Here is a 25,028-nt window from a genome sequence, read left to right on the forward strand (position 1 = left end):
GGCCGGCACACGGCACGGCGGCAACCGGGAGGAGAACGACGAGGGAAGAGAGAGGAGAACGACATGATCCGCACTGCACGACACGGGGCTTCCGAGCTCGGCCACCCGGGGCGGTGGTCACCATGACCGACCTGCTGACGCCGATCATCGCGGGAGTGCTGTTCCTGATCCTGACCGCGGTGGTGATCGGGGTGACCGAGTCGGCCCAGCGCAGGGCCTGGCGGGACATCGCCGAGGAACGCCGCCGCAACTGGGAGCGCAGGAACCGCGAGTCCCGCCGGAGCGGCCCCGTCGAGTCCTGGTCCGACGAGGACACCGACTAGACGACACGGACTAGACGACACGGACTAGACGCCTCCGGCGAGGAGAGCACGAGCCCGGTCTGCCGGGAGGAAGGCGGCACGACGACGGGGGGTCGGTGTGCCGCAGCAGTACAGCAGGGCCGGTCACGACCGGGGCAGCACGCCCGGTGCGACCGGCCTTCGTTCGTTCCGGGACCGCAACAGCGCCCGGAGCCGGATCACAGGGAGCGGCGGCCCGCCAGCGCGCGGCCGAGCGTCATCTCGTCGGCGAACTCGAGGTCGCCGCCCATCGGCAGGCCGGACGCCAGCCGCGTCACGGTCAGCCCCGGGAAGTCGCGCAGCAGCCGGACCAGGTACGTCGCCGTCGCCTCGCCCTCGGTGTTGGGGTCGGTGGCGATGATGACCTCGGAGATCGCGGTCTCGTCCGGGGCCGGTCCGGTCCCGCCCAGGCGCGCGAGCAGCTCACGGATCCGCAGCGTGTCCGGTCCGACACCGGCCAGCGGATCCAGCGCCCCGCCCAGGACGTGGTAGCGGCCCTTGAACTCGCGGGTCCGCTCGACGGCGAGCACGTCCTTCGGCTCCTCGACGACGCAGACCAGCGAGGGGTCACGTCGCGCGTCGGAGCAGTACCGGCAGCGGGTACCCGCGGCGACGTTGCCGCAGATCTCGCAGAACGAGACGCCCTGCTTGACCGTCTGCAGGACCTCCTGCAGCCGTGCGATGTCCGCAGCGTCCGCCGCGAGCAGGTGGAACGCGATGCGCTGGGCGCTCTTCGGCCCGACGCCCGGCAGCCGGCCGAGCTCGTCGATCAGGTCCTGGACCGGCCCTTCGAACACCTCAGGCGCCCGGGAGGCCCATGCCGCCCATGTCGAGGCCGCCCGCGAGCGGGCCCATCTTCTGCTGCTGGAGTTCCTGCGCCTTGCTGACGGCGTCGCCGAGGGCACCGGCGACGAGGTCCTGCAGGGTCTCGACGTCCTCGGGGTCGACGACCTTCGGGTCGATCTTCACGCCGCGGGGCTCGAGGCCCGCGGTCACCGTCACCTCGACGAGGCCGTTGCCGGCCTGGCCGGTCACCTCGGCATCGGCCAGCTCGGCCTGGGCCTCCTGCAGCTGCTGCTGCATCTTCTGGGCCTGCTGGAGGATCATCTGCATGTCGGGCTGTCCGCCGGGTTGCACCGCGTACCCCTCGCTCTCCTGCTCGGCCGCCTCCGCGTACCGCGATCGGGGTCGATCCCCGACACGGCGGAGCGGTCGTCTCCTTTGCCAGGGTAACCGTGTCAGGCTCCCGAACCGTGGTCGACCCGCTCCGTCATGCCGCCGTCACGCTGTCCGCCGTCGCGCTCACCGCCGCCTGCGCCGTGGGGGCCACGACGGCCTCCGGCGCCGCTCCCACCGGGGATGCCGCGGTGGCCCCGACGGCCGCCGCCGCGCCTGCCGCACCCGCCCCGCCGGTCGTGCTGCTCGACCCGGGGCACAACGGCGGCAACGCGGCGCACTCGAAGGAGATCAACCGCCAGGTCCCGGACGGTCGGGGTGGCACGAAGGCCTGCAACACCACCGGCACGTCGACCGCCGCCGGCTACACCGAGCACGCGTTCAATTGGGACGTGGCGAAGCGGGTGCAGGCGCGGCTGCAGAAGGCGGGGGTCCGCGTCGTCATGACCCGGCCGAACGACACCGGAGTCGGGCCGTGTGTGAACGAGCGCGGAGCGGCCGCGACGAAGGCCGGTGCCGCGCTGGCGGTCTCGCTGCACGCCGACGGCGCCGCGCCGTCCGGTCACGGCTTCCACGTGATCTACGCCGACCCGGCCGTGCGCGGCGGGGAGCGGTCGCAGAAGCTCGCGACGACGCTGCGCGACGCCCTGCGCGGCGCCCGTTTCGCTCCGTCGGACTATCGGGGCCACGGTGGCCTCGACGGGCGCCCCGACCTCGCCGGGCTCAACACCTCGCACGTCCCGACGGCGCTGGTGGAGGCGGCCAACATGCGCAACGCGGCGGAGGCCCGGCTGGTGTCCTCCCCCGCCGGCCGGGACCGCTACGCCGCCGCCGTCGCCGCCGGGGTGCTGCGCTACCTGGGCCGCTGAGCGGCACTGCTCCGACGCCCGGCCCCACCCGCTCCCGTCTCGCGCCGCTGAGCTGCTCGTCCGCCCGCGGCCGGGATCAGCGCCGCTGGTCGAGCGCCTTGGCCCCGAGCTGGGCCGACAGCAGCTCGATGGCCGCCGCCTCGGGGTCGCGACGCTCACCGGGTGCGGCCGACTCGGCCGCCGCCTCGGCGAGCATGGCCTCCTCGTCGGCGGCCTCGTCCTTCTTCGTGCGCGGTCGCTGCGGGCCGGCCGCCGACCGGCTGCCGTCGTCACCGTGGGGGTCCGGTGGCGCATCCTCCGGCGGCGGCTCGGGCGGCAGCGGGATGCCGTCCCCGCCGGATCCGCGGTTCTCCCCGCCCTGCCGGCCCTGCTGCGACGGCCGCTGCGGCGCCCGCCGCTCGGACGGCCGCTGCAGCGGCGGCTTCTGCTGACGCTGCTCGGGCGGACGCGCACGGGTGCCGCCGGCGTCGCCCTGGTCGCAGCGGACCTGCCACCGGACGCCGAGCACGGCGTGCAGCGCCTCGCTCACGACGTCGGTGTTCCGCGGCTCGGACAGCCGCCGGGCCAGCGGCGGTGCGGCGATCGTCAGGACGAGCACGTCGCCGTCGACGGCGCGGACGGTCGCGTTGGCCAGCAACGCCTCGGTACTACGACTGCGCTGACGCACCGCGGCGAGGATCTCCGGCCAGACCCGCCGGACCGCGGTGGCGTCCAGCGACGACGTCGCGGGGGCCGGCTGGGCCGACGACGGCGGTGCCGCGTCGGCCGGGGCACCGTCGCGCGGCGGGGCCGGGTGCCCGGTGTCGCTCTCCGCGCCGCCGGGCCGCTCCGCGGTCGCGGGACCAGCCGGGGCGGGACGGTCCTGGTGTTCCGGGCTTGCCTCGGGACGGGCGTCACTCCCGGCGGGCTGCTGCGGGCGTTCACGGTCGCTGGGCCGGACGAACTCCGGGCGTCCCTCGGGCCTGCGGTCGGCGGCCGGTCCGTCGGGGGCCGGACGCTCGGCGGCGGAGCGGTCAGCGGCCGGGCGGTCAGCAGCCGGGCGGTCGGCGGTGCCGGTCGGCGCGTCGGCGTCGGCGGATGCAGCCGCGGCGGATGCATCGGTGGCAGGGGCCTCGGCGGGGGGCGCGCCGGCGGTGGGCGCCGCGGCCGCAGCGGCGTGGCCGACGGCGTCGCCGGCCGCGCCTGCCTCGGCCGGCCGGGGCTCCGCGTCCCGGGCCGCGTGGTCGTCGGCTCGGACGGCGGGGTCGGCACCGGTGGCGTCGGTGCGGGCCGGTTCCGGCTCACGGGCCTCCGGCTGCTCGTCCCGGCGTGCTGTCGGCTCCGGAACGGCAGGGGCCTGCTCCGCGGGGCGCTCGGGACGGGCGGCCGGAGCCTCCGGGGCCGGGGCGGCGCTCTCGGCGGCCGGGGCGCTCGCGCGCTCGCTCGGCCGGACGAACCGGCGCCCTCCGCCGTCACCGGAGTCACCGGCGCCGGACTCCGGGGCGATGGCGTTGCGCCGCTCGATGCGCTCGAGCCGCTCCAGCATCCCGCCGTCCGACGTCGTCGCCGCGGGCAGCAGCATTCGAGCGCAGAGCAGCTCGAGCAGCAGCCGCGGGGCCGTCGCGCCCCGCATGTCGATCAGCCCCTGGTGCAGGATCTCGCCGTAGCGGGTCACCGTGGCCGACCCGAGCCGGGCGGCCTGGTCGGCCATCCGGGCCAGCTCGTCCTCGGCGCCGTCGACCAGGCCCTGCTCGGCTGCGTCCGGCACGGCCTGCAGCAGGGTGATGTCCCGGAAGCGCTGCAGCAGGTCCGAGGCGAAGCGGCGCGGGTCGTGCCCGGCCTCGACGAGGCGGTCGACCGCGCCGTAGACGGCCGCGCCGTCGGCGGCGGCGAGGGCGTCCACCGCGTCGTCGATCAGGGCGGAGTCGGTGACCCCGAGCAGCGCGACCGCACGCTCGTAGGTGACGCCCTCCGGACCGGCACCGGCGAGCAGCTGGTCGAGCACCGACAGCGTGTCCCGCGCGGAACCCCCACCGGCCCGGATGACCAGCGGGTACACCGGCGGCGCGACGGACACGCCCTCCTCGCCGCAGATCTTCTCCAGGAGCTGGCGCATGGTGCCCGGCGGGATCAGCCGGAACGGGTAGTGGTGGGTCCGCGACCGGATCGTCGGGAGGACCTTCTCCGGCTCGGTCGTCGCGAACACGAAGACCAGGTGCTCCGGTGGCTCCTCGACGATCTTCAGGAGCGCGTTGAAGCCCTGGCTGGTGACCATGTGGGCCTCGTCGATGATGAAGACGCGGTAGCGCGACTCCGCGGGCGCGTAGAACGCGCGGTCCCGCAGCTCACGGGCGTCCTCGACACCGCCGTGCGACGCCGCGTCCAGCTCGACGACGTCGATGTTGCCCGGCCCCTCGGGCGCCAGCGAGATGCACGACGAGCACTCGCCGCACGGATCCGGTGTCGGCCCCTGCACGCAGTTGAGCGAGCGGGCCAGGATCCGCGCCGACGACGTCTTGCCGCAGCCCCGCGGACCCGAGAACAGGTACGCGTGGTTGATCCGGCCCGCGGCCAGCGCCGTCGCCAGGGGTTCGGTGACGTGCTCCTGCCCCACGACGTCGGCCAGCTTGGCCGGGCGGTACTTGCGGTACAGAGCCAGTCCCACGCCCCCGAGGCTACCGAGGGGGTCCGACAGTCATGGACGCGAGCCGGGGCGGCGGGAAGGGGGAGCTCCGGGACCGGACCCGGACATGAAGGGGACCCCGCGCACCCGCCAGAGCCTGCTGACCCTTGCTGCCTTCCGGCCCTGGGGGAGTTCACAGGATGGACGCCGCACGGGGTCCACGGACAGTGTGCCACGGCGAGCGCGCCCGAGCCGGGAGGGGGGCGTGCGGCAGCGGCGGGACCGGCGCGTACTCTGTTCCGCGGAGGATTCGCCTAGTGGCCTAGGGCGCACGCTTGGAAAGCGTGTTGGGAGCAATCCCTCACGGGTTCAAATCCCGTATCCTCCGCCAGCCTGAAGAGGCAGAACGCCGGGCGGCTCCCACGCGGAGCCCCCGGCGTTCGGCGTTTCGGGCACCCGGGGTCATGGGCATGCGCCTCCGGGCTCGAGCCCGCCGCGGGACCATGGCACGGCGCCCTGCCCCAGTGGCTCGAGCTCACGGCACACCAGCGCTTCTTCCCGTTGTTCTCGTTCCTGTTCGGACTCGGCACCGCGCTGTTCCTGGACGGCGCCGCCCGCCGGACTCCGCGTCCGCGGATCGTCCTGCTGCGCCGGCTGCTCGCACTCGGTGTGCTCGGCGGGGTCCACCAGCTGTTGCAGCCCGGTGAGGCGCTGCTCCCGTACGCGATCGTCGGCGTCGTCGTCCTGCTCCCGGCCACCTGGCTGCCGCGGGCGGTGATCGCGCTCGGCGGAGCCCTGGCGACGGGCCTGGCCCTCGCGTTCACCAGCGGCGGGCTGCTGCTGGTCCCCGGGCTCTTCCTGCTGGGGCTCGCGGCTGCCCGCTACGGCCTGCCCAGATCGATCGCGGCTCCGAACCGGGCCGTGTGGGGAGCCGTGCTCGCCGCGGCGGTCGTCGCGTCGGTGCCGCTGCTGAGCATCCAGGTCGGCACCATCGAGAACAGTGGCTTCGACAGCGTGTCCTCGATCACCGGGCTCGTCATGGCCATCGGCTACGCGAGCGCTCTCGTCCTGCTGACGGCCTCGCCCGCCGGACCGTGGGTGTGCTCGGTGCTCGCCCCGCTCGGGCGCCTCGCACTGACCAACTACCTCTCGGCAACGCTGCTGGTCCTGCTGCTGACCACGACCCCGGCGTTCTCCGGCCCGGACGGGTACCGCTTCGTGCTGCCCCTGGCCGCCGCCATCCTGGCGCTCCAGGTCGTCCTCAGCCGGTGGTGGCTGCGCCGCTTCCGGTACGGGCCGGTGGAGTGGTTGTGGCGCAGCGTCTCCTGGTGGTCGCCCGCACGGATGGTCTGAGCCTGCGCGCTCAGCCGCCGTCGTCGAACCGGATCGCGAGGACCACGACGTCGTCCTGCGGCTCCTCCTGGACGATGTCGATCGCCGCGTCGACGATCTCGGCCGGGCTGCGGTCGCGGACGGCCTCGACCGCGGCGACCAGCGTCTCGGTCCCGGCGTCGAGATCGCTGCCGCGGCGCTCGACGAGGCCGTCGGTGTAGAGCACCAGCGTCGACCCGGGGTCGATGATCCGCTCGTAGTCGGTGCGCGGGAACTCCTCGGTGAGCGAGAACCCGAACAGCACGTCGTGGGCGTCGAGGATCTCGGTGCCGCCGTCGGGCAGCAGCAGGATCGGCGGCGGATGCCCCGCGTTGCTCCAGACGAAGCGCAGGCGGCCGTCGTCGCGGCGGTGCAGATGCGCCAGCAACGCCGTCCCGGCCGCCCCGAGCCCGAGCCCGTCGTCGGCCCGCTCGAACGCGCTCAGGATCGTCGACGGCTCCCCCGTCGGGTGGTCCCACGTCGCCTGGCGCAGCATCGAGCGGACCTGGCCCATGACATTGACGGCGGGCAGGTCGTGTCCGATGACGTCGCCGACGGAGATCGAGACGCACCGCTCGTCCGTGCCCCCGGGCGGGCTGACGACGGTGACGTCGTACCAGTCGCCGCCGACGTTGAGCCGCGAGTCCGCCGGGATGTAGCGGGCCGCCATCGGGAGCCGGTCGAGCCGGGGCAGGACCGTGAGCAGGGCGTTCTGGAGCTGGTGGGCGACCGTGCTGCGGTGGGCGAACGCCCGGGCGCGGGCGAGGGCCTGACCGGCGTAGCCGGCGATGGTGGCGATGGTGAGGACGTCGGAGGCGTCGACGGCGTCGGCGGAGTCCCAGCCGAGCACGATCGACCCGGCGGCCCCGTCGTCGCCGGGGATCGGAGCGGCCACGACGGTCTCGAGGCCCAGCGCCTCGACGATCGCGAGCGCCTCCGGCGGGTAGTCCCGCATGTCCTCCCGGCCGACGACGTGCACGATCCGGTTCTCCCGGACGGCGATCACCCCCGGCAGCCGGGCGGTCAGCGGCACCTCGGCGTCACGCGGGACGAGCTCGCACCCCGGCCGGAGGTCGACGTCGCCGAGAGCCGGGTCGGCGCGCAGGCCCGCGCCGAGGGCGGCGCGGTGCAGGCGGCCGCGCTGGTCCTGGAACAGGGTGTCGGCGTAGTCGGGACGCAGGTCGTGCCGCAGGACGTCGTCGATCCCGGCGTGCACCTCCTGGACCGTGGTCGCGGCGGAGAAGACGTGCGAGGCGTGGAGCAGGTTCCGGCTGCGGTCGTGGGCACGCTGCTGGGCCTCGGCCAGCTCGGCACGCTGCGCCTCCTGCACACCGTGGTCGTACCGGGCGAGGCGCAGGCGGAGCTCGGTCGAGCAGCACCGGGCGATGTCGGCGAGGGTCTCGAGGTCCGCCTCGGTCCACTCGCGCGGGCGGGGGTCGACCGCGCACAACGCACCGAGGACGTGTCCGGCGGCGTCGGTGAGCGGGAACCCCGCGTAGGCGCCGACCGGGAGTGCGGGCTCGTCGCCCTCGACGCGGGGATCGGTGGCGGCGTCGGACATCACCAGCGGCTCTGCGGAGGCGACCACGTGCCGGCAGTAGGAGTTCCCGACCGCGGTCGCCCGCTCGGAGGCCATCGGCTCGTCCACCCCGGCCAGCCCCGGGTACACCTGCTGCTCGGCCCGGACCAGCGAGACCGTCCCCGTGGGGACCTGCAGGTCACGGCGCACCCAGGCGGCGAACCGGTCCATCTCCTCGTCCGGCCGGGCACCGAGCCCGGTCAGCTCGAGCGCCCGCAGCCGGTCCGGGTCCCACAGCACGTCCGAGCCACGGCCGGCCGCCGGCGATCCGGCCTCGCGCAACTCCGGCGGAGCATCTCCCATGGCCCTCTCCCAGGCGAGTCCGGTGCGTGACGACGAACACGTCGACCGGCGGAGGCGACGCCGGTTGAAGATCGGGTCCAGAGGGTAGCGGACCGGGATCCCCGCACCCGGACGCAGCTCAGGGCTCGCCCACCGACGCGATCTCGTACCGCTTCACGTCCGCGTCGAGGATCTTCGCGGCCGTGCCGGGGTCCGGGCCGGAGCCGCGGAACGCGAGCAGGTCCGTCTCGCTCTCCCACCGTTCCAGCACGACCACACGCGACGGGTCGACGGTGTCGGCGGTCAGCGAGAAGTCGAGACAGCCCGGGGCACTGCGGGCCAGGGTGACGACCCGGGCTCCCTCGGCGAGCATTCCCTCGCGCTCCGCAGGATCGACGACGAGATGTCCGGCGATGATCAGCATGCAGGGTGGACCGGCCGGGACGGCAGAACTCATCGGGACGCCGGTTCCCGGAGGGAGGATGCCGCCGCTTGACCCCGCCCCGGACGATGGGGCGCATGTCGGTGCTGCGTTCGGTCGTCCTGTTCCTGCTCGCCGCGGTCTGCGAGATCGGCGGCGCCTGGCTGGTCTGGCAGGGCGTCCGCGAGCACCGCGGGTGGCTGTGGATCGGCGCCGGGGTCCTCGCACTCGGCGCCTACGGCTTCGTCGCCACCCTGCAGCCCGACGCGAACTTCGGCCGGATCCTCGCGGCCTACGGCGGGATCTTCGTCGCCGGCTCGCTGGCCTGGGGCATGGCCCTCGACGGTTTCCGGCCGGACCGCTGGGACGTGACCGGAGCGCTGGTCTGCCTCGTCGGCGTCGCGCTCATCATGTACGCCCCGCGCACGGGGACACCGTGATCCGTCACTCACAGTAAGATTTGGATTTCTTCTCGAAAACTTCCGAACCGCCTCCGGAGATCCCTCCGAAGAAACGGTTGCACGGTCGCCGGGAATCACCCGGGCGGCCCCGGCGAACCGAGGAGAAACACCATGTTGCGTTCCGTTCGGCGCGTAGTCGGCCTGACCACCATCGGCCTCGTCGCCGCGGCGAGCACCGCGCTCGGCGCCGGTGTGGCGTCGGCCGCGGACAAGCCGCCGATCGCGATGATCTCCAACCTCACCGGCAAGAGCACGTCGGTCAAGCTCGACAGCGGTTTCACCAGCGCACTCGAGTCGCTCGGCGTGACGCCCGGCCCGTACGGCAAGGCGAAGATCGCCGACGGTTCGGCGAGCTTCCCGATCACCGGCGGGAACGTCAGCGTCTACAAGCCCGAGGAGGTACTCCCCTACGTCCAGGGCAGCATCGAGCACCAGGGCAGCGGGCTGACCCTGAGCAAGGGCGACACCACCGTCACCCTCGACAACTTCGTGATCGACCCGGGCGACCCGGCGGTCCTGACCGGCCGCGTCCGCGCCGGTGGCAAGACCGTCGCCGAGTCGACCACGCTGTTCGACCTCAACGGCTCGACGCTGAAGCCGATCACGATGGACAAGTCGGCGGGCACCGCCACGCTGACCGGCACCACCGTCACCCTGAACGCCGGCGCCGCGAAGGCCCTGAACGGCGCGTTCGAGACCGACGCGCTCAAGGGCGGCACGAAGATCGGCATCGCGACGATCGTCGTGAACACCACGAGCGGCGACATGGCGATGCCGAAGGGCGGCGTCGAGACCGGTGGCGGCAGCACCTCCGGCCTGGACACCGAGGCGGTCGTGCTCGGCGCGGTCCTGCTCGTCGGCTCCGCGACCGTGCTGGTCGTCGCCCGCCGCCGCGGGACCCGCGGCAACTGACACGAACCGGACCGTGCCCCGGAGCGAACACCCGGGGCACGGTCCGACCCCTGTCGCTCGGATCCCCTCGGGAGCACCCATGACCGGCACCGCCACCCCGCCCCGCAACGCCCGGCGGCTCCTGGCGCCCGCACTCGCCGCCGTCCTGGCGGTCGCCGGGGTGGTCGTGCTGGTCATGGCGCTGCTCGGCGGCGGCCCCACGGCCCCGGAGCCGGCCGCGGCGGCCCCCGGCGCGCAGCCGGCCGGCGCACCGGCGGCCGGTCCGGTCGGTGACGTCCCACCCGGGGCGACACCGGAGGGCCCCGTCCTGTCCCCCGCCCCTCCTGCGGAGATCACGATCCCCGCGATCGGCGTCGCGTCCCCCGTCGAACGGGTCGGACTCAATCCCGACGGGACGCTCGGCGTGCCCGCGCCGGGCCCGCTCTACGACCGGGCGGCCTGGTACACCGGATCGTCGGCACCCGGTTTCCGCGGCCCGTCGGTGATTCTCGGGCATGTCGACTCCGCGAAGAACGGGCCGTCGGTGTTCTTCGATCTCGGAAAAATGGAACCCGGTCAGGAAATCGTCGTCCGGCGCACCGACGGAATCGTCGCGACATTCGTCGTCGACCAGGTCCGGTCGTTCCCGAAGAACACTTTTCCGTCACGCTCCGTGTACGCCGACGTGGATCGTGCCGAGCTGCGGCTGATCACCTGCGGTGGTGAGTTCGACTCCGCGGCGCACAGCTACCGGGACAACACCGTGGTCTTCGCCCACCTGACCGGCAGCCGTCGCGGCTGACCGCCGAACCACCCGGTCCCGGACGAGCGGGCCTGCCGGACCGGTCACCATCGGCTGCGCGGGCGCCACCCGGATTGCGACACTGGGGCCGGACCGCCCACCGGCGGCACCCCGGACGAGATGCGCCGTACCCGGAACGCCAAGACGACGCACCGGAGGTGCGCCGTGGCGTGGATCCTGCTCGTGGTCTCGGGTCTGCTGGAGACCGTCTGGGCCTCGGCCCTGTCGGCGAGCCGCGGGTTCTCCCGGCTGACACCGTCGATCGTGTTCGCCGTCGCGCTCCTGCTCAGCATGACCGGGCTCGCGCTGGCGCTGCGGACGCTGCCGGTCGGCACCGCCTACGCGGTGTGGGTCGGCATCGGTGCGATCGGCACCGCCGTCTACGGCATGGTCGCGCTCGGCGACTCGGTGAGCACCGCGCGGCTGCTCTGCCTGCTCGCGATCGTGGCCGGCGTCGTCGGGCTCAAGCTGGTGAGCTGAGTCCGGGGCCTGCAGGGCCCGGACACGGAGAAGCGGCGGGACCGGTGCCCCACTGCCACCGGTCCCGCCGCTCGGGGTGGGAGCCCCTCCCCTACTCGAGGGGTCCGTTCACCAGCAGGCCGCCGGCCGGTCCCTCGACGAACCGCGGGTCCGCCTGGGGGAACTCGGTGTCGGTGCCGTTCACACCGTCGGGGCGGTTGCTCGCGGTGAAGCCGTCCACGGCGTCGAAGAGTCCGAACGCAGCGGTGTCTCCCGTGGCGACCAGCGCATCGAGCCCCTGGGTGGGGCTCTGCGTGCTGGGGTAGCCGTGCTCGTCGTCGCCGGCGGCGTGCGCGATCCCCGCGAGCGGGAACGCCACGGCCGCCAGCGCGCCGGTCGCGATCAGCGAGCGGCGCATGCGGTTCTTCATCGAATCCGTCCTTCCGTTGGGCCTTCGGCCCCGCACGCCACCCGGAGACCCGGTGCGGCGCGCAGGTCACATCGCTGCGGCGCCGTCCTTGATCGCCTCACGGATGCGGTTGTAGGTGCCGCACCGGCAGATGTTGCGGATCTCGTCGAGGGCCTCGTCGTCGATCGAGCGACCCTCGGCCTGGCAGCGCTTCACCAGCGCCACGGCGGCCATGATCTGGCCGGGCTGGCAGTAGCCGCACTGGGCGACGTCGTTGTCGATCCAGGCCTCCTGCATCGGGTGCAGGGTGTCGCCGTCGGCGAGGCCCTCGATCGTGGTGACCTCGTCGCCCTCGAGGAGGGTGCCGATCGGCGTCGCGCACGGGTTGAACGCCTTGCCGTTGACGTGGCTGGTGCACGCCTTGCAGACGTTGATCCCGCAGCCGTACTTCGGCCCGGTGACACCGAGCAGGTCCCGCAGGACCCAGAGCAGGCGGACGTCGTCCTCGACGTCGACGGTGACGCGCTCGCCGTTGAGCGTGAAGGTGTGCTGGGGCATCGGGGCCTCCTCAGTTCGCGAGCTCGCGGCCGTTGGTCGGCGACGGCGGCACGGGCGGGATCGTCGGGTACGGCTCGAACGGCAGCGGTTCCTTGTGCAGGATCGGGAAGTACTCGGGGACCTTCCCGGTGGCGCGGGCGTAGGCGCAGGCGATCGCGCCGCAGGTCGCGGCCACACCGAACTCGCCGGCACCGCCCGGCTCGGGTGCCTCGGAGTCGTCGATGAGCACGATGTTCATCTCCGGCGGGGTGTTCCACTGCCGGGTGTAGAAGTAGTTGTCCCAGCTGGCCTCGACGAAGTGGCCGTCGGTGAGGTGCAGGCCGGACGTCAGCGTCATGGCGATGCCGTCGTTGATCCCGCCCATCATCTGGGCGCGCAGCCCGCGCGGGTTGATGATCAGCCCGATGTCGACGACGTAGGTCACCTTGGTGACCCGCGGCCCGGTGCGGGCGGACCGGATCTGCCGGTTCACCGTCTCCGGCCGGCAGTCCAGCTCGACGACCGCGCAGGCCACACCCTTGTACTCGACGTGCATCGCGATGCCCTGGGCCGTGCCCTCCGGCATCGACCTGCCCCAGTCCCCCTCCTCGGCGGCCCGGTCGACGACGTTCTTCCAGCGGGTGAGCTTGGTGAACTCCGACCGGAACTCGTAGGGGTCCTTGCCCATCTTCGCCGCGACCTGGTCGACGATCAGCTCGCGCGCGGTCGCCACGTCGGGCGAGTAGATGTTGCGCATCGAGCAGGTGTTGAACCGCATGTCGACCTCGTTGAGCAGCGAGGTCGCGGCACCCACGTTGTAGGGGTTGGTCTGGGTGGTCGCGTAGATGCTCTCGGAGACCGACAGGTTGCCCAGCGGCGCCTTGTTCGCCGCCGCGGTCACGGCCTCGGACAACCCCGGGTTGATCTCGGTGGCGACGCTGGTGTGCCGGATCTCGAAGCTGGACACCGCGTCCCCGCTGACCTGGGCCCGGACCCGGGTGGTCGCCATCGGGTGTGTGCGGCCCTGACGCGAGTCGTCGGAGCGGGTCCACATCAGCTTGACCGGCTTGCCCATCGCCTGCGAGACCTGCGCGGCCTCCTCCAGGGCGTCGAAGAACAGCCGGCGGCCGAACGAGCCGCCGCCCTCGGTGACGTGCACGGTCACCGCGTTCTGCGCGATGCCGAGCTTCTTCGCGATCTCGGCCTGGGCGGCGATCGGGGACTTCGACGGCCCCCAGATCTCGGCCGTGCCGTCGCGGACGTCGGCGATCGCGCAGTTGGTCTCCAGCGCGGAGTTGCTGCGGAAGTAGAACGTGAAGTCGCCCTCGACGGTCTCACCCGGCACCTGCGGGGCGGCCAGCGGCAGCTCGCCCTCACGCAGCTTCGCCAGGACCGACTCGTCGTCCTCGCCGGGGACGGTGCCGGAGTCCCAGTCGACGTCGAGTGCGTTCACTGCCTGGATGGCCTGGCCGAAAGTCTTGGCGCGCACCGCGACCCCGGTCGGCACCTGCTCGACGTCGGTGACGCCCGGCATGCTGCGGACCTCGTCGATGTTGTTGACGCCCTGCGGCGCCGAGTTGAGGCTCGGTCCGCGGCAGATGACCGTCGGCAGCGCGTCCGGGACCTGCATGTCGGTGAGGAACTTCTTCTTGCCGGTGACCATGGCGCGGGCGTCGGACTTGGTCTTGGCCTTGCCGATCACGGTGAACTGCTCGCGGTCCTTGAGGACGACCTCGGACGCCTCGGTCACCGACGACGACGCGGGCTCGGTGAGCTCGCCGAAGGGCAGCTGCTCGCCGTTGAGGCCGGTGATCAGGCCCTGCCGGCTCTTGAGGACGTCGACGTCCTGGCGCAGCTCGTTGGCGGCGGCCGACAGCAGCCGGCCCTGGGCCAGCGCGGCCGCCACCCGGATCGGTGTGTAGGTCGAGAACGTGGTGGTCGACCCGCCGGTGAGCTGGTTGAACACCAGCTCGGGGCGCGCGTCGGCGAGGGTGACCCGCACCTGGTCCGGGTCGAGGTTCATCTCCTCGGCGATGATCATCTGCGTCGAGGTGATGATGCCCTGCCCGTTGTCCGAGCGGGGCAGCGCGAAGGAGACGGTGCCGTCCCGGTTGACCTCGACCTTGATCAGGTTCGCGGTCGGGCGGGCCGAGTCGCGGATGACGTCGAGCAGGTCGTAGACCTCGGCGGGCAGGGGCGGCGAGGGGATGGCGGCGGCGTTCGCGGTGGGGGTGGCGAACCCGTCGAACAGGGTCTGGCGACCGATCTCCGCGGCGACGACCAGCGTCGGCGCGGCGATCACGTAGCCGAGGAACTTGCGCCGGCTGACGGAGCTGCGGCCGGGCTGCGGGTCGGTTTCGGGGCCCGGACGCTCGGGGGCGCGGTGAGCGGGCATCGTTGTCCTCTCGGATGTGCGGCGGTGCACAGGCCGTGCGGACCCCGGTTCTGGGGGGGAGCGGGTCCGGCGTGGCCTTACCGAGGCGGAACGAGACGTCCGGTTCGACGGGTACGGGACGATCCGTACCGAACGTGCGGTCGGATCTCCGCGGGTCGGTCGCCCACGATCGATCGTCACGCAGGTCACGAAGGTGTCGGACAGGCAAACCTAACCCGCACCTGCGGAGGGCGCGCCCTATTCGATCCGCAGAGAAGAAGTTGCCTGCGCCACTACTTCTCCACCCATTCGAGTGATCACGCCCTCCCCGATGGGGGAGGTCAGCGGCGGCCGGCACGGAGCAGCTTCACGAACGTCAGCGCCAGTACGACCACCCCGACCACCGCCAGGAGAACCCCGGCAGCGATGAGCCAGCCCGCAGCCTGGGCTTCGCGCAGCAGGCCCGCACCGGCCAGCGCCGCCGCAGGCACGGCGACGACGGCAGGCCAGACCAGCGTGCCCAGCCACTTCTCCCCCGCGGTGAAGGAGCGGCCGCACCAGAGCATCACGACGCCGGCCAACCAGCCGACGACCGGCAGGACGAACCCGCCGAATACCAGCATCAGCGCGGTGAGCGCGGGGTAGGTGCCCGGATCGTCGGTACGCGGGGCGGGGGTGTGGTTCGGGGTCGCGGTCATGGTGGTCATCTCCGTGGTCCTCCCGGTCGTATCCGTTACGGGGACAACCGTGCCGCGCAACGGATCCCGGCACATCGGGCCGCGGTCCGATCCCGGGCGTCATCCCGGGGTGGGAGAGGGCCGCACACGGGGCGGAGACGACGAACGCCGGGCCTCCCGTGGGAGACCCGGCGTTCGGGTGGCGGTAGCGGTGGGATTTGAACCCACGGAGGCGTGAACCTCACGCGCTTTCGAGGCGCGCTCCTTCGGCCGCTCGGACACGCTACCGCCGAGAAGGCTACTAGACGGCTTCCGTTCGCCCCGGGAGGGGGGTGGAGGCCTCCCCGTCGCTCCCGGCGGAGTCGCGGAAGAAGGCCCGCATCAGCGCGGCGGCGTCGTCGGCGCGGACGCCACCGATCACCTCGGGCCGGTGGGCCAGCCTGCGGTCGCGCAGGACGTCCCACAGCGATCCGGCCGCGCCGGTCTTGGGCTCCCAGGCGCCGAACACCACCCGCTGCACGCGGGCGAGGCCGATCGCGCCGGCGCACATGGTGCAGGGCTCGACGGTCACGGCGAGGGTCGCGCCCTCCAGCCGCCACTCCCCCACCCGTGCCGCGGCCGCGCGCAGGGCCAGCACCTCGGCGTGCGCGGTGGGGTCACCGAGGGCCTCGCGGGCGTTGCAGGCGACGGCCAGCTCAGTACCGTCCGCGGCCAGCACGACCGCGCCGATCGGCACGTCGCCGGTGTCCGGGGCCGCCCGCGCAACCGCGAGGGCACGCTCCATGGCGGCCTCGTCCTCGGGCCGGAACACGGGTCAGGAGTTGACGATCTCGTCCAGCGGACCGGCGAAGCCGCAACGGCGCGCGATCGTGTCGAGCTGCTCGTCCGGCCACAGTTCCAGGTCCCCGACGAGCACCTCGAGCTCGTCGGCGGGCAGGCCGAGGTCGGCGACGATCCCGAGGTCGCCCTCGGGCCACGGCTCGTCGAGCACGTCCTCGTCCGGCGGCAGATCGATCCGCAGGAGGTCGAGCACGTCGGCGGCGACATCGTAGTCCAGGCCCGCCACCGCGTCGGAGATCATGATCCGGACGCCGCCGGGCGAGGGGCGCAGGAGCACGAAGAACTCGTCGTCGACGTCGAGCAGGCCCAGCACCGCCCCGGTGGAGCGCTGCGCGCGCAGCGCGCTGATGGCCGCGTCGAGATCGACGAGGGATTCGGAGTCCAGCCGGACACACCGCCACCGGCCCTCCTCGCGGATCGCGGCGACCGCGAATCCGGGCAGGGCGGCACCCCGGGTGTCCGGGGCTGCCTCGACGCTCTGAGTCGGCACGGAGCCAACGGTACGCACCCGATGCCCTGTGGGCCACGCCACAACCAGGTATGCGTGGTCACATCACCCCGCGTGTCGCCCGGCGGGCACCGAGGGACGACGATCGGTCCATGCCGATCACCGCCGCGTCGATCGCCGATCTCCCCGCCGACCTGCTCGGCGCCGCCCGGGCGCTGCAGCCCCGCACGGTGGCGCTGCGCCGCGCCCTGCACCGCCGTCCCGAGCTCGGCCTGGAGCTGCCGGCCACCCGCGACGCCGTCCTGCGCGCGCTCGACGGCCTGCCGCTGACGATCCGGACCGGGACGGGCTGCGACTCGGTCGTCGCGGTGCTCGACGGCGCACGGCCGGGCCCGACGGTGCTGCTGCGCGGGGACATGGACGCGCTGCCGCTGTCCGAGGACTCCGGGCTGGAGTTCGCCTCCGAGGTCCCGGGCGCGATGCACGCCTGCGGCCACGACACCCACACCGCGATGCTCGCCTCGGCCGCGCGGCTGCTCGCCGGACGACGGGACCGGATCGCCGGGCGGGTGGTGCTGATGTTCCAGCCGGGCGAGGAGGGCTTCCACGGCGCCCGGCACATGATCGACGAGGGCGTGCTCGACGAGCAGCCGGAGCAGGCCTATGCCCTGCACATCTCCTCGACGGTGCCGACCGGCGAGATCCACCACCGGCCGGGGCCGATCATGGCGGCGGCGGACACGCTGCACGTGACGGTGACCGGGCGGGGCGGGCACGCGTCGGCGCCGCAGGACGCGTGCGACCCGGTGCCTGCGGCCGCGGCGATGGTGGGCGGACTGCAGGCGCTGCTGACCCGCCGCGTCGGCGCCCAGGACTCCGCGGTGCTGACGGTCGCGCGGATCGCGGCCGGGACCACGGACAACGTCATCCCGGAGACCGCGGAGCTGTCCGGGACGCTACGGACGCTGTCCGAGCCGGTGCGGGCGATGCTGCACCCGGAGATCGCCGAGCACTGCCGGCACACCGCGCTGGCCTACGGCTGCACGGCGGAGGTGGAGATCGTGCGGGGCTACCCGGTCACGGTGAACGATGCCGGGGCGGCGGCGTCGCTGGCCGGGGTCGCCGGGCAGGTGCTCGGAGCCCGGGCGTGCGTGCCGATGGAGGTACCGCTCATGGGCGCGGAGGACTTCTCGTACATGCTGCAGCGGGTACCCGGTGCACTCGCCTTCCTCGGGGCACGCCCGCCGTCGGTGGATCCGGCGACGGCGCCGCCGAACCACTCGAACCGGGTGGCGTTCGACGAGGCAGCCTTCCCGGCGGGCGTCGCGACCTACGCCGGCCTCGCGCTGGCCGCGACCGGCCGCGGCTGAGCGGGCCCGGACAGACGACGAGGGCGGACCCGGCCGTGTGGCCGAGCCCGCCCTCGAGCGTGAAGTCGGTCGGATCAGACCGCCGCGGGGGTCTCCTCGACGGAGACGACGGCGGCCGGACGGGCGTAGCCCTTCCAGTTGCGCTGCGCGTAAGCGGTCAGGGCGGTGGTCACCGCCAGGCCAACTCCCGTGCTCGCGATGATCGACATGAAAACGGACGCCATGACGGCTCCTCCTCACCAAGTGCTCGCGCCGGGCACGTGTCGGATCCGGTTGACCCGATCGTTACGTCGGTGCTTGCGATACCTCGACGCTACCTGCGCCCACCTGGGATTCTGCCACTCACGGCAGACGCTGTCGTCCCCGCCCCCAGGTCACGATTGATGATCCATGACACACGATCCGGGCGGTTTGCCTCGGCAATCGGGCCTTCGCTTGACTAACGTCTCCGGAAACTGCTCGACGAAATCGGACACATCGCCATAAACGACGTAAGCAGGCATTAGTCGTCGTTCCGGCAAGATGAACGTCAGGGGGACCGACGTGAGCGAAACCGAAGGTGGAGGGCACCCGGGCGTCACCGTGACCGACCCGGCCACCATGAAACGAGCCGTCGCCGCTGCGGCGGTCGGCAACATCACCGAGTGGTTCGACTTCGGTGTGTACAGCTACCTGGCCACGACGATCGAGGCGGAGTTCTTCCCGCCCGGCCCGCTGTCCCAGGTGGCCACGTTCGCGACCTTCGCCATCGCGTTCTTCTTCCGCCCGCTGGGCGGCCTCTTCTTCGGCCCGCTCGGTGACCGGCTCGGCCGGACCAAGGTCCTGTCGATCACGGTCATCATGATGGCCTGCGGCACGTTCCTGATGGGCCTCGTCCCGTCCTACGCGAGCATCGGCCTGGCAGCACCCATCCTGCTGGTCGCCTGCCGAGTCATCCAGGGCTTCTCCACCGGCGGCGAGTACGCCGGCGCGATGACCTTCATCGCCGAGTACAGCCCGGACCGTCGCCGTGGGTTCTACGGCAGCTTCCTCGAGCTCGGTACGTTCATCGGCTACGCCATGGGTGCCACCATCGCGTCGGTGCTCCCGCTGATCTTCAGCGATCAGTTCATGTCCGACTGGGGCTGGCGGATCCCGTTCTACGTGGCCCTGCCGCTGGGCCTGGTCGGGGTCTACCTGCGGGTGCGCCTGGAGGAGACCCCGGCGTTCCAGAACCTGCTCTCCGAGTCCGAGGAGCGCGAGGGCACCGAGGTCAAGGACGGCCTCAAGCTGGTCTTCACCAAGTACCTGCCGTCGTTCATGCTCGTCGGCGGCATCGTCGTCGCCTGGAACATCACCAACTACATGCTGACCAGCTACATGCCGACGTATCTGGAGAAGGACGTCGCCGCGCACGGCGGGATCGCCATCGACTCCAAGACCTCGGCCTGGCTGCAGATCGCCGTGCTCTGGGTCGCGGTGATCATCATTCCGTTCCTGGGACGTCTCTCCGACAAGGTCGGCCGCAAGCCGATCATGTGGACCGGCGCGATCGGCCTGATCGTCCTGGGCATCCCGATGATCCTGCTGATGCAGAACGGCTCGGTCCCGAGCGTGCTGACCGGCCTCGTGGTCATGGGTCTGCTGCTGATCTGCTTCTCCTCGACCAGCCCGTCCACGCTCCCGGCCGTGTTCCCGACCGAGATCCGCTACGGCGGCCTCTCGATCGCGTTCAACATCTTCGTGTCCGCGTTCGCCGGGACCGTGTCGCTGGTGATGACCGCGCTGGTGCTCGCCACCGGGGACCTGCTCTGGCCCGGGTACTACCTGATCGCCGCCGGGATCATCGGTGTCGTCACGCTGTACTTCCTGCCGGAGACGAACAACAAGCCGCTCCGCGGGTCGCAGCCGTCGGCGGGCAGCGAGGAGGAGGCGCGGGAGATGGCCCGCGTCGGCCAGCCCAGCTGACCTCGCTCCACGGCTCTACAACTCCACCGCCCCCGTCGCCACGCCGCGCCGGGGGCGGTGGTGTGTCCGGGGTGCGACGCCGGTCTCTACCCTTCGGGCCCATGCGAGCGGTGTGCGTGCTGGGGACCGGCCTGATCGGTGGCTCGCTCATGCGGGCCGCCGCCCGTGCGGGACGCGAGGTGTGGGGCACCGCCGCGTCGGAGGCGACCGCGGTGGCCGCCGTCGCCGACGGGTTCGACGTCACCACCGACACCGACGCCGCGCTGGCCCGGGCCGCCGAGGCCGACGCGCTGGTCGTCGTCGCCGTGCCGCTGACGGCGCTGGAGCCCCTGCTGCAGCGGATCGACGCCGTCGCCCCCACCTGCCGGCTCACCGACGCCGTCAGCGTCAAGGTGGCGGTCGCCGACGCCGTCGCCCAGTTCGCCCCGCGCACCCGCTACGTCGGCGGGCACCCCATGGCCGGGACGGCGCAGTCGGGCTGGGCCGCAGGCGACCCGGACCTGTTCGACGAGGCCGCCTGGGTCGTCGCCGCCGACGACGGCCTGGACCTCGACGTGTGGCGCGACGTCGCCGAGCTGGCCTGGGACTGTCGCGCGAACGTCGTCCCCGCCGCCGTCGACGAGCACGACGCCGCCGTCGCCCGGATCTCGCACCTGCCGCATCTGATGGCCGCGGTGCTGGCCTCGGTCGGCGCCGGCGAGCAGGGCGACGATCTCGCACTGGCACTGTCCGCCGGCTCGTTCGCCGACGGCACCCGGGTCGCGGGCACCCGCCCGGAGCTGACCCTGGCGATGTGCGAGGGCAACCGGGCGGCGCTGCTCACCGCCGTCGACGAGGCGCTGGGCAGGTTCGGCGTGATGCGTGGCGCGCTGGCCTCCACCGGAGGCCTCGCCGCGACCGTGAACGCCGGGCACGAGGCGCGGATGCGCTGGGCCTCGACCCGCGAGCCGCTGCACGTACCCGTCGACCTCGGCGCCGACGACGTGTTCGCCGAGCTGCGCGAGCTCGGGCGCCGCGGCGACGTCGTCGAGGCCTGGAAGCACTGAGCCCCGGGGCCACCGGCGTCCCGGGGGCTACCGGCGCGCGTCCAGCGACGTCCGGGAGCCGATGCCCGGGCCGTCCAGGACGAACCCGTCGGCGTCGACGGTGAGCTCCGCCTCGACGGCGCCGGAGGAGAACGCGACGACCGCCGACTCGTCGCCCTCGGCGGCCTTCACGGTCCGGTAGGTCTGCTCGGTGGCCTCGACGGCCAGGTCCGGCAGGTTCACGAACACCATCGGCAGGACGTGCTCGGCGGGCTCGCGATGGAGCCGCAGCCGCCGGATCGGCAGCGCCGCGAACACCGGGCTGAACGCCAGGTCGACGTCGCAGGCACCGGAGAACCCACCGCGGGTGCCGCCGGAGCCGTCGTCGACCAGCCAGACCCCGTCGGCGCTGCGGCTGAGCGTCAGCTGCTTCTCCCCGTCGCCGGTGGCGACGTCCACCGAGAGCCGGGACAGAGTGCCGTCGGCGGCCACGACCAGCCGGTACGACGCCGTCAGCACCCCGGACGGGATGCCACGGATCAGCCGCCCGACGGCGCGCAGGCCGGTCGCCGAGGGACTGATCCGGACGGACTCGAGGCCCTCGCCGTCGTCGCCGGAGAACCGCCAGCTGAGCATCTCGGCCATGCACCACACCGCCTGCGTTCGGAGCCGGGAGCGCCGCAGGGCCGCGGTGGCGACCCGCACCGCGACCGCGTCGGCGCAGATCGCCCCCGATCGTGTCATCCCCCGGGTTCGCGGCGCACCTCGGTCGGCTCGACGTCGTCACGGATCCCGCGGAACACCGGCTGCCGCAGCCGCCCCGCGGCCGTCCACCCCAGGTGCGCGACCTCCACGACGACGGCCGGCTCGCACCACCGCGCACCCGCCGCGTCGGCGCGGGGCAGCGGCCCGGCGAACGGGGATGCCTCGGCCGCGACCGGGCCCAGTCTCGCCGTGAGCACCTCCTGGACCGCCGCGCCGGCGAGCCCGGAACCGACGCGTCCGGCGAAGGTCAGCCCGTCCGGGCCGGGGACGCCGAGCAGCAGCGCCCCGATCCGCCGGCCGGCGCCCTTCTCGGGCCGGACACCGCCGACCACGCAGCTCTGCGAGTGGCGGTGGGTCGTCTTCACCCAGGCCGGGCTGCGCCTGCCCGGCCGGTACGCCGAGTCCTCCCGCTTGGCGACGACGCCCTCCATCCCGCGCGCCGCGGTCACGTCGAGCAGCGCGGCGCCGTCCGGGTAGACCGGGGAGAGCTCCACGTTCGCCACCGACGCCGGGTCCAGCCGGTCCAGGGTCGCGCGCCGCTCGGCCAGCGGCCGGTCCAGCAGGTCCACGCCGTAGAGCCGGAGCACGTCGAACACCATGAACACGACCGGGCGACGCTGCGCCGCGGCCACCCCGACGACGCCCTGCATCCGGTGGGCCAGCGCGGCGAAGCTCGGGACGCCCTGCTCCAGCAGGACGACCTCGCCGTCGAGCACGACGTCCGGGGCGAGATCGACGAGGTCGGCCAGCTCCGGGAAATGCGCCGTGACGTCGCGCCCGGAACGGGTGCGCAGGGTCAGGGCGGGGGCGTCGTCACCGACGGTGCCGGCGACCTCGGCGAGCACACGCATGCCGTCCCACTTGACCTCGAACGACCAGCCCGGGCCGGTCGGCAGCGGTCCGGGAGTGGCGAGCATGGGCAACACACCGTCATGCTGTCACCGAACCCGGCCCCACGCGCCGAACGGCCGGGACGTCGCGAGGGGGAACACCGGATGCGGGCGATCTGGAGCGGGGCCGTGTCGTTCGGCCTGGTCAGCGTGCCGGTCAAGGTGTACTCGGCGACGTCCAACCACGACGTGCGGTTCCACCAGGTCCACGACACCGACGGCGGCCGGATCCGCTACAAGCGGACCTGCGAGGTGTGCGGCGAGGAGGTCCAGTACGCCGACATCGCCAAGGGCTACGACACCCCCGAGGGCGAGCTGATCACCCTCGACGACGGCGACCTCGCCTCGCTGCCCGTGTCGACCAGCCACGAGATCGACGTCGTCGAGTTCGTCCCGGCCGACCAGGTCGACCCGCTGCTGTTCGACAAGAGCTACTACCTCGAGCCCGAGACCAAGGCCGCCAAGCCCTACGCGCTGCTGCGTGAGGCGCTGGAGGAGACCGACCGGATGGCCGTGGTCAAGGTGGCGCTGCGCCAGCGCGAGACCCTGGCCCTGCTGCGGGTGCGCGGCAAGGCGATCGTGCTGCAGACGATGATCTGGCCGGACGAGGTGCGCGAGCCCGAGTTCGACGTCCTCGACGCCGACGTGGACCTGAAGCCGCAGGAGCGGCAGATGGCGTCGTCGCTGGTGGAGAGCATGGGCGCCGACTTCGACCCGGACGAGTTCACCGACGAATACCGCGACGCGATGGTCGACCTGATCGAGGCCAAGCGCTCCGACGGCGACGCCCGCCCCGCCCCGGCCGCCGAGTCCGAGGAGACCGGCGCGGACTCGATGGGCGACCTGCTGGCGGCGCTGCAGGCCAGCGTGGACGCCGCCCGCTCCGGCAAGGAGGACACCGACCAGCCGGCCGCGGAGTCCACGCCGGCGAAGTCCAGCGCGTCGAGGTCCACGGCAGCGAAGTCCACCGGGTCGAAGTCCACAGCAGCGAAGTCCACCGCGGCAAAGTCCACACCGAAGGGCTCCGGGGCGGCGGAGCCGAAGACGGCGGCGGCCTCCGAGACCTCCGGATCCGACGGCGACGCCGAGAAGCCGAAGTCCGGCTCCACCCGGTCCCGGGCGCGGAAGTCCACCGAGGCCGGCGACACCGGCTCGGGGACCTCCGGCACGAAGACGACCACCCGCCGTCGTTCCACCCGCAAGACCGCCTGAGCGGTCCCCCGGACCCGGCCCGGGGTCAGGGCCCGAAGCTGGACTCCTCGGGCTTCCGGTCCTCCTTGAGCGCGCCGAACAGCTGCTGCGAGCGGGTCTTGTCCCAGCGCAGCGTGCTGCCCGCACCGGCACCGGCGACGGGCACGGTCGTCGCGACGCCGTCGCCACCGGAGACGCCCTTCATCCCCCAGGCGAGCCCGGCGACGTTCCACAGGTGGTCGGAGTCGTCGACGGTGATCGTGCCGGTGATCGCCGAGGCCAGCGGCACCGTGCGGAACGGGTTGATCAGCGTCAGCGGGCTGGTCGCCTTGGCCAGCAGCACCGAGAGGAACTCGCGCTGGCGCTTGACCCGGTCGAAGTCCGAGCCGGGGGTGGCGCGGGTGCGCACGTAGCCGAGCGCGGTGCCGCCGTCGAGCTCCTGGCAGCCGGCCTTGATGTCCAGGCCCGCCTTCGGGTCCTTGATCGCCTCCGGGATGCACATGTCGACGCCGCCGACCGCGTCCACGGCGCCGACGAAGCCGCCGAACCCGACCTCGACGTAGTGGTCGATCTTGAGGTCGGTGGCCTGCTCGACGGTCTGCACGAGCAGCGGCGGGCCGCCCATCGGGAACGCGGCGTTGATCTTGTTGCTGCCGTGCCCCGGGATCGGGACGTAGGAGTCACGCGGGATCGAGACGAGCACGCTGCCGGAGCTTCCGGTGTGCAGCAGCATGATCGTGTCGGTGCGCTGGCCCGCCGCGTCACCGGTGGCGAGGCGTTCCTCGTCCTCGGAGCTCAGGCCCTCGCGACTGTCCGAGCCCACGATCAGGTAGTTGGTGCCGTCGGAGCTGATGTCGGTGTCCGACAACGCCTGCACCCGGGTCATGTGCTGGTCCAGGTACACGCCGAACGCGACGAGCGCGAGCAGCACGACGGCGAGCAGCGCCTTCCAGCGCGGGCCGCGCAGGCCACCGCGGAAGCGGGCCCACTCGGGCATCGACGGGCCACGGGTGACCCGCCCGTCACGCGGCGCCTGCGACGCCGGGTGGACCCGGGCACCCGCGGCGCCACCGGGCACCTCGGCCTTGCGGGTCCGGTTCGGGCCACGCGGCGGCGGGGCGGCACCGGCGGCACCACCGGCGCCGCGGCCGGGCGGCGGCTGACGCAGCGGGCCACGGCCCCGGTTGCCCGGTGCGGGCGGCGGGGACTGCTGCGGCGGGGACGGCGGCGGCAACGGGCGGTTGCCGCGCGGCGGCTGCGGCGGCGGCCCCTGCGGGCGCCTGCCCTGCGGTGGCGGCTGC

The 25,028-nt window shown here is 73.2% G+C and carries 26 protein-coding genes, 2 tRNA genes, 1 other RNA gene and 1 riboswitch; of the genes, 12 read left to right on the forward strand and 17 right to left on the reverse strand.

Translation table 11 applies throughout. The features are described from left to right. The first annotated feature begins 122 nt into the window (after positions 1 to 122). The gene (locus ACLE50_RS09085; RefSeq protein WP_410942990.1) at positions 123 to 323 is read left to right on the forward strand and encodes a hypothetical protein; all 201 of its coding nucleotides are present in this window, start codon (positions 123 to 125) and stop codon (positions 321 to 323) included. Between the two features lie 197 nt (positions 324 to 520). Here the strand turns inward: ACLE50_RS09085 and recR are convergent, their stop codons facing one another. After that, on the reverse strand, positions 521 to 1,138 hold the full coding sequence (recR, locus tag ACLE50_RS09090; RefSeq protein ID WP_410942991.1) for a recombination mediator RecR: 618 nt from the start codon (positions 1,136 to 1,138) through the stop codon (positions 521 to 523). A 1-nt stretch (position 1,139) separates the two neighbouring features. Further along, positions 1,140 to 1,454, reverse strand: coding sequence for a YbaB/EbfC family nucleoid-associated protein (locus tag ACLE50_RS09095; RefSeq protein ID WP_410942992.1), 315 nt, complete (start codon positions 1,452 to 1,454; stop codon positions 1,140 to 1,142). A gap of 140 nt (positions 1,455 to 1,594) precedes the next feature. Between ACLE50_RS09095 and ACLE50_RS09100 the strand changes: the two genes are divergently transcribed. Continuing rightward, positions 1,595 to 2,386, forward strand: a complete 792-nt coding sequence (locus ACLE50_RS09100) for an N-acetylmuramoyl-L-alanine amidase (RefSeq protein WP_410942993.1) — start codon at positions 1,595 to 1,597, stop codon at positions 2,384 to 2,386. A 76-nt stretch (positions 2,387 to 2,462) separates the two neighbouring features. On the opposite strand, the gene ACLE50_RS09105 is transcribed toward ACLE50_RS09100, so the two are convergent. Together ACLE50_RS09105 and ffs are read right to left on the reverse strand one after the other, a co-directional pair. Further along, positions 2,463 to 5,030 (reverse strand): DNA polymerase III subunit gamma and tau, encoded by a 2,568-nt coding sequence (locus ACLE50_RS09105; RefSeq protein ID WP_410942994.1) that lies wholly within the window; start codon positions 5,028 to 5,030, stop codon positions 2,463 to 2,465. A gap of 86 nt (positions 5,031 to 5,116) precedes the next feature. Further along, an RNA gene (gene ffs, locus ACLE50_RS09110) (signal recognition particle sRNA small type) lies at positions 5,117 to 5,211 on the reverse strand. Between the two features lie 80 nt (positions 5,212 to 5,291). Here ffs and ACLE50_RS09115 point away from each other — a divergent pair. Continuing rightward, positions 5,292 to 5,379: transfer RNA gene (locus ACLE50_RS09115), tRNA-Ser, on the forward strand. 170 nt (positions 5,380 to 5,549) lie between these two features. After that, on the forward strand, positions 5,550 to 6,341 hold the full coding sequence (locus ACLE50_RS09120; protein ID WP_410942995.1) for a DUF418 domain-containing protein: 792 nt from the start codon (positions 5,550 to 5,552) through the stop codon (positions 6,339 to 6,341). A gap of 10 nt (positions 6,342 to 6,351) precedes the next feature. Here the strand turns inward: ACLE50_RS09120 and ACLE50_RS09125 are convergent, their stop codons facing one another. Together ACLE50_RS09125 and ACLE50_RS09130 are read right to left on the reverse strand one after the other, a co-directional pair. Then, a complete protein-coding gene (locus ACLE50_RS09125; protein WP_410942996.1) occupies positions 6,352 to 8,241 on the reverse strand; it encodes a GAF domain-containing SpoIIE family protein phosphatase in 1,890 nt (629 codons plus the stop codon). Positions 8,242 to 8,359: 118 nt separating this feature from the next. Further along, positions 8,360 to 8,677: a putative quinol monooxygenase gene (locus tag ACLE50_RS09130; RefSeq protein WP_410942997.1), complete on the reverse strand. Its 318-nt coding sequence runs from the start codon at positions 8,675 to 8,677 to the stop codon at positions 8,360 to 8,362. Positions 8,678 to 8,739: 62 nt separating this feature from the next. On the opposite strand from ACLE50_RS09130, the gene ACLE50_RS09135 reads away from it, so the two are divergent. The 4 genes from ACLE50_RS09135 (at position 8,740) to ACLE50_RS09150 (ending at position 11,275) form a co-directional block, all read left to right on the forward strand. Next, positions 8,740 to 9,081 (forward strand): YnfA family protein, encoded by a 342-nt coding sequence (locus tag ACLE50_RS09135; RefSeq protein ID WP_410943258.1) that lies wholly within the window; start codon positions 8,740 to 8,742, stop codon positions 9,079 to 9,081. A 132-nt stretch (positions 9,082 to 9,213) separates the two neighbouring features. Then, positions 9,214 to 10,014, forward strand: a complete 801-nt coding sequence (locus ACLE50_RS09140) for a hypothetical protein (RefSeq protein ID WP_410942998.1) — start codon at positions 9,214 to 9,216, stop codon at positions 10,012 to 10,014. Between the two features lie 79 nt (positions 10,015 to 10,093). Further along, positions 10,094 to 10,795, forward strand: a complete 702-nt coding sequence (locus ACLE50_RS09145) for a class F sortase (protein ID WP_410942999.1) — start codon at positions 10,094 to 10,096, stop codon at positions 10,793 to 10,795. Positions 10,796 to 10,883: 88 nt separating this feature from the next. Continuing rightward, positions 10,884 to 10,949: riboswitch (guanidine-III (ykkC-III) riboswitch) on the forward strand. An 11-nt stretch (positions 10,950 to 10,960) separates the two neighbouring features. Then, complete coding sequence (locus tag ACLE50_RS09150; protein WP_410943000.1) at positions 10,961 to 11,275, forward strand: DMT family transporter; 315 nt, start codon at positions 10,961 to 10,963, stop codon at positions 11,273 to 11,275. Between the two features lie 91 nt (positions 11,276 to 11,366). Here the strand turns inward: ACLE50_RS09150 and ACLE50_RS09155 are convergent, their stop codons facing one another. The 7 genes from ACLE50_RS09155 to ACLE50_RS09185 form a co-directional block, all read right to left on the reverse strand. Then, positions 11,367 to 11,684 (reverse strand): hypothetical protein, encoded by a 318-nt coding sequence (locus ACLE50_RS09155; RefSeq protein WP_410943001.1) that lies wholly within the window; start codon positions 11,682 to 11,684, stop codon positions 11,367 to 11,369. Between the two features lie 66 nt (positions 11,685 to 11,750). Further along, a complete protein-coding gene (locus ACLE50_RS09160; RefSeq protein ID WP_410943002.1) occupies positions 11,751 to 12,221 on the reverse strand; it encodes a (2Fe-2S)-binding protein in 471 nt (156 codons plus the stop codon). A gap of 10 nt (positions 12,222 to 12,231) precedes the next feature. Then, complete coding sequence (locus tag ACLE50_RS09165) at positions 12,232 to 14,595, reverse strand: molybdopterin cofactor-binding domain-containing protein (RefSeq protein WP_410943003.1); 2,364 nt, start codon at positions 14,593 to 14,595, stop codon at positions 12,232 to 12,234. Positions 14,596 to 14,915: 320 nt separating this feature from the next. Further along, on the reverse strand, positions 14,916 to 15,281 hold the full coding sequence (locus ACLE50_RS09170) for a hypothetical protein (protein ID WP_410943004.1): 366 nt from the start codon (positions 15,279 to 15,281) through the stop codon (positions 14,916 to 14,918). Between the two features lie 170 nt (positions 15,282 to 15,451). Then, positions 15,452 to 15,539, reverse strand: a tRNA-Ser gene (locus tag ACLE50_RS09175). Positions 15,540 to 15,552: 13 nt separating this feature from the next. Further along, entirely contained in the window at positions 15,553 to 16,062 is a 510-nt protein-coding gene (locus ACLE50_RS09180; protein WP_410943005.1) for a nucleoside deaminase, read from the reverse strand. Between the two features lie 3 nt (positions 16,063 to 16,065). Next, on the reverse strand, positions 16,066 to 16,581 hold the full coding sequence (locus ACLE50_RS09185) for a tRNA adenosine deaminase-associated protein (protein ID WP_410943006.1): 516 nt from the start codon (positions 16,579 to 16,581) through the stop codon (positions 16,066 to 16,068). Positions 16,582 to 16,691: 110 nt separating this feature from the next. On the opposite strand from ACLE50_RS09185, the gene ACLE50_RS09190 reads away from it, so the two are divergent. Then, positions 16,692 to 17,909, forward strand: coding sequence for a M20 metallopeptidase family protein (locus tag ACLE50_RS09190; protein ID WP_410943007.1), 1,218 nt, complete (start codon positions 16,692 to 16,694; stop codon positions 17,907 to 17,909). Between the two features lie 74 nt (positions 17,910 to 17,983). Here ACLE50_RS09190 and ACLE50_RS09195 read toward each other — a convergent pair whose 3' ends face one another. Further along, positions 17,984 to 18,133, reverse strand: coding sequence for a hypothetical protein (locus ACLE50_RS09195; RefSeq protein WP_410943008.1), 150 nt, complete (start codon positions 18,131 to 18,133; stop codon positions 17,984 to 17,986). 319 nt (positions 18,134 to 18,452) lie between these two features. On the opposite strand from ACLE50_RS09195, the gene ACLE50_RS09200 reads away from it, so the two are divergent. Together ACLE50_RS09200 and ACLE50_RS09205 are read left to right on the forward strand one after the other, a co-directional pair. Continuing rightward, entirely contained in the window at positions 18,453 to 19,856 is a 1,404-nt protein-coding gene (locus ACLE50_RS09200; RefSeq protein ID WP_410943009.1) for an MFS transporter, read from the forward strand. Positions 19,857 to 19,957: 101 nt separating this feature from the next. Then, entirely contained in the window at positions 19,958 to 20,902 is a 945-nt protein-coding gene (locus ACLE50_RS09205) for a prephenate dehydrogenase (RefSeq protein WP_410943010.1), read from the forward strand. A gap of 27 nt (positions 20,903 to 20,929) precedes the next feature. Here ACLE50_RS09205 and ACLE50_RS09210 read toward each other — a convergent pair whose 3' ends face one another. Beyond that, positions 20,930 to 21,526 carry a putative glycolipid-binding domain-containing protein gene (locus ACLE50_RS09210; protein ID WP_410943011.1) on the reverse strand — a complete coding sequence of 199 codons (597 nt, stop codon included), beginning with the start codon at positions 21,524 to 21,526 and terminating at the stop codon, positions 20,930 to 20,932. A gap of 95 nt (positions 21,527 to 21,621) precedes the next feature. Continuing rightward, complete coding sequence (gene ligD, locus ACLE50_RS09215) at positions 21,622 to 22,563, reverse strand: non-homologous end-joining DNA ligase (RefSeq protein WP_410943259.1); 942 nt, start codon at positions 22,561 to 22,563, stop codon at positions 21,622 to 21,624. A gap of 78 nt (positions 22,564 to 22,641) precedes the next feature. Between ligD and ku the strand changes: the two genes are divergently transcribed. Further along, complete coding sequence (ku, locus tag ACLE50_RS09220; protein ID WP_410943012.1) at positions 22,642 to 23,748, forward strand: non-homologous end joining protein Ku; 1,107 nt, start codon at positions 22,642 to 22,644, stop codon at positions 23,746 to 23,748. A 25-nt stretch (positions 23,749 to 23,773) separates the two neighbouring features. On the opposite strand, the gene ACLE50_RS09225 is transcribed toward ku, so the two are convergent. Next, a complete protein-coding gene (locus ACLE50_RS09225; RefSeq protein ID WP_410943013.1) occupies positions 23,774 to 24,961 on the reverse strand; it encodes an LCP family protein in 1,188 nt (395 codons plus the stop codon). Positions 24,962 to 25,028: the final 67 nt, after the last annotated feature.

Source organism: Pseudonocardia phyllosphaerae (genome assembly GCF_046546475.1).
GTDB lineage: Bacteria > Actinomycetota > Actinomycetes > Mycobacteriales > Pseudonocardiaceae > Pseudonocardia > Pseudonocardia phyllosphaerae.

What these genes read in the sequence shown, in the direction of transcription:
- ACLE50_RS09155 (WP_410943001.1), bottom strand. Translation starts at nt 11,684, where the DNA reads ATGAAGAACCGCATGCGCCGCTCGCTGATCGCGACCGGCGCGCTGGCG.
- ACLE50_RS09085 (WP_410942990.1), top strand. Translation starts at nt 123, where the DNA reads ATGACCGACCTGCTGACGCCGATCATCGCGGGAGTGCTGTTCCTGATC.
- ACLE50_RS09135 (WP_410943258.1), top strand. Translation starts at nt 8,740, where the DNA reads ATGTCGGTGCTGCGTTCGGTCGTCCTGTTCCTGCTCGCCGCGGTCTGC.
- ligD (WP_410943259.1), bottom strand. Translation starts at nt 22,563, where the DNA reads ATGCTCGCCACTCCCGGACCGCTGCCGACCGGCCCGGGCTGGTCGTTC.
- ACLE50_RS09205 (WP_410943010.1), top strand. Translation starts at nt 19,958, where the DNA reads ATGCGAGCGGTGTGCGTGCTGGGGACCGGCCTGATCGGTGGCTCGCTC.
- ACLE50_RS09195 (WP_410943008.1), bottom strand. Translation starts at nt 18,133, where the DNA reads ATGGCGTCCGTTTTCATGTCGATCATCGCGAGCACGGGAGTTGGCCTG.
- ACLE50_RS09140 (WP_410942998.1), top strand. Translation starts at nt 9,214, where the DNA reads ATGTTGCGTTCCGTTCGGCGCGTAGTCGGCCTGACCACCATCGGCCTC.
- ACLE50_RS09095 (WP_410942992.1), bottom strand. Translation starts at nt 1,454, where the DNA reads ATGCAGATGATCCTCCAGCAGGCCCAGAAGATGCAGCAGCAGCTGCAG.
- ACLE50_RS09210 (WP_410943011.1), bottom strand. Translation starts at nt 21,526, where the DNA reads ATGGCCGAGATGCTCAGCTGGCGGTTCTCCGGCGACGACGGCGAGGGC.
- ACLE50_RS09130 (WP_410942997.1), bottom strand. Translation starts at nt 8,677, where the DNA reads ATGAGTTCTGCCGTCCCGGCCGGTCCACCCTGCATGCTGATCATCGCC.
- ACLE50_RS09145 (WP_410942999.1), top strand. Translation starts at nt 10,094, where the DNA reads ATGACCGGCACCGCCACCCCGCCCCGCAACGCCCGGCGGCTCCTGGCG.
- ACLE50_RS09165 (WP_410943003.1), bottom strand. Translation starts at nt 14,595, where the DNA reads ATGCCCGCTCACCGCGCCCCCGAGCGTCCGGGCCCCGAAACCGACCCG.
- ACLE50_RS09190 (WP_410943007.1), top strand. Translation starts at nt 16,692, where the DNA reads ATGCCGATCACCGCCGCGTCGATCGCCGATCTCCCCGCCGACCTGCTC.
- ACLE50_RS09160 (WP_410943002.1), bottom strand. Translation starts at nt 12,221, where the DNA reads ATGCCCCAGCACACCTTCACGCTCAACGGCGAGCGCGTCACCGTCGAC.
- ACLE50_RS09170 (WP_410943004.1), bottom strand. Translation starts at nt 15,281, where the DNA reads ATGACCACCATGACCGCGACCCCGAACCACACCCCCGCCCCGCGTACC.
- ACLE50_RS09125 (WP_410942996.1), bottom strand. Translation starts at nt 8,241, where the DNA reads ATGGGAGATGCTCCGCCGGAGTTGCGCGAGGCCGGATCGCCGGCGGCC.
- ku (WP_410943012.1), top strand. Translation starts at nt 22,642, where the DNA reads ATGCGGGCGATCTGGAGCGGGGCCGTGTCGTTCGGCCTGGTCAGCGTG.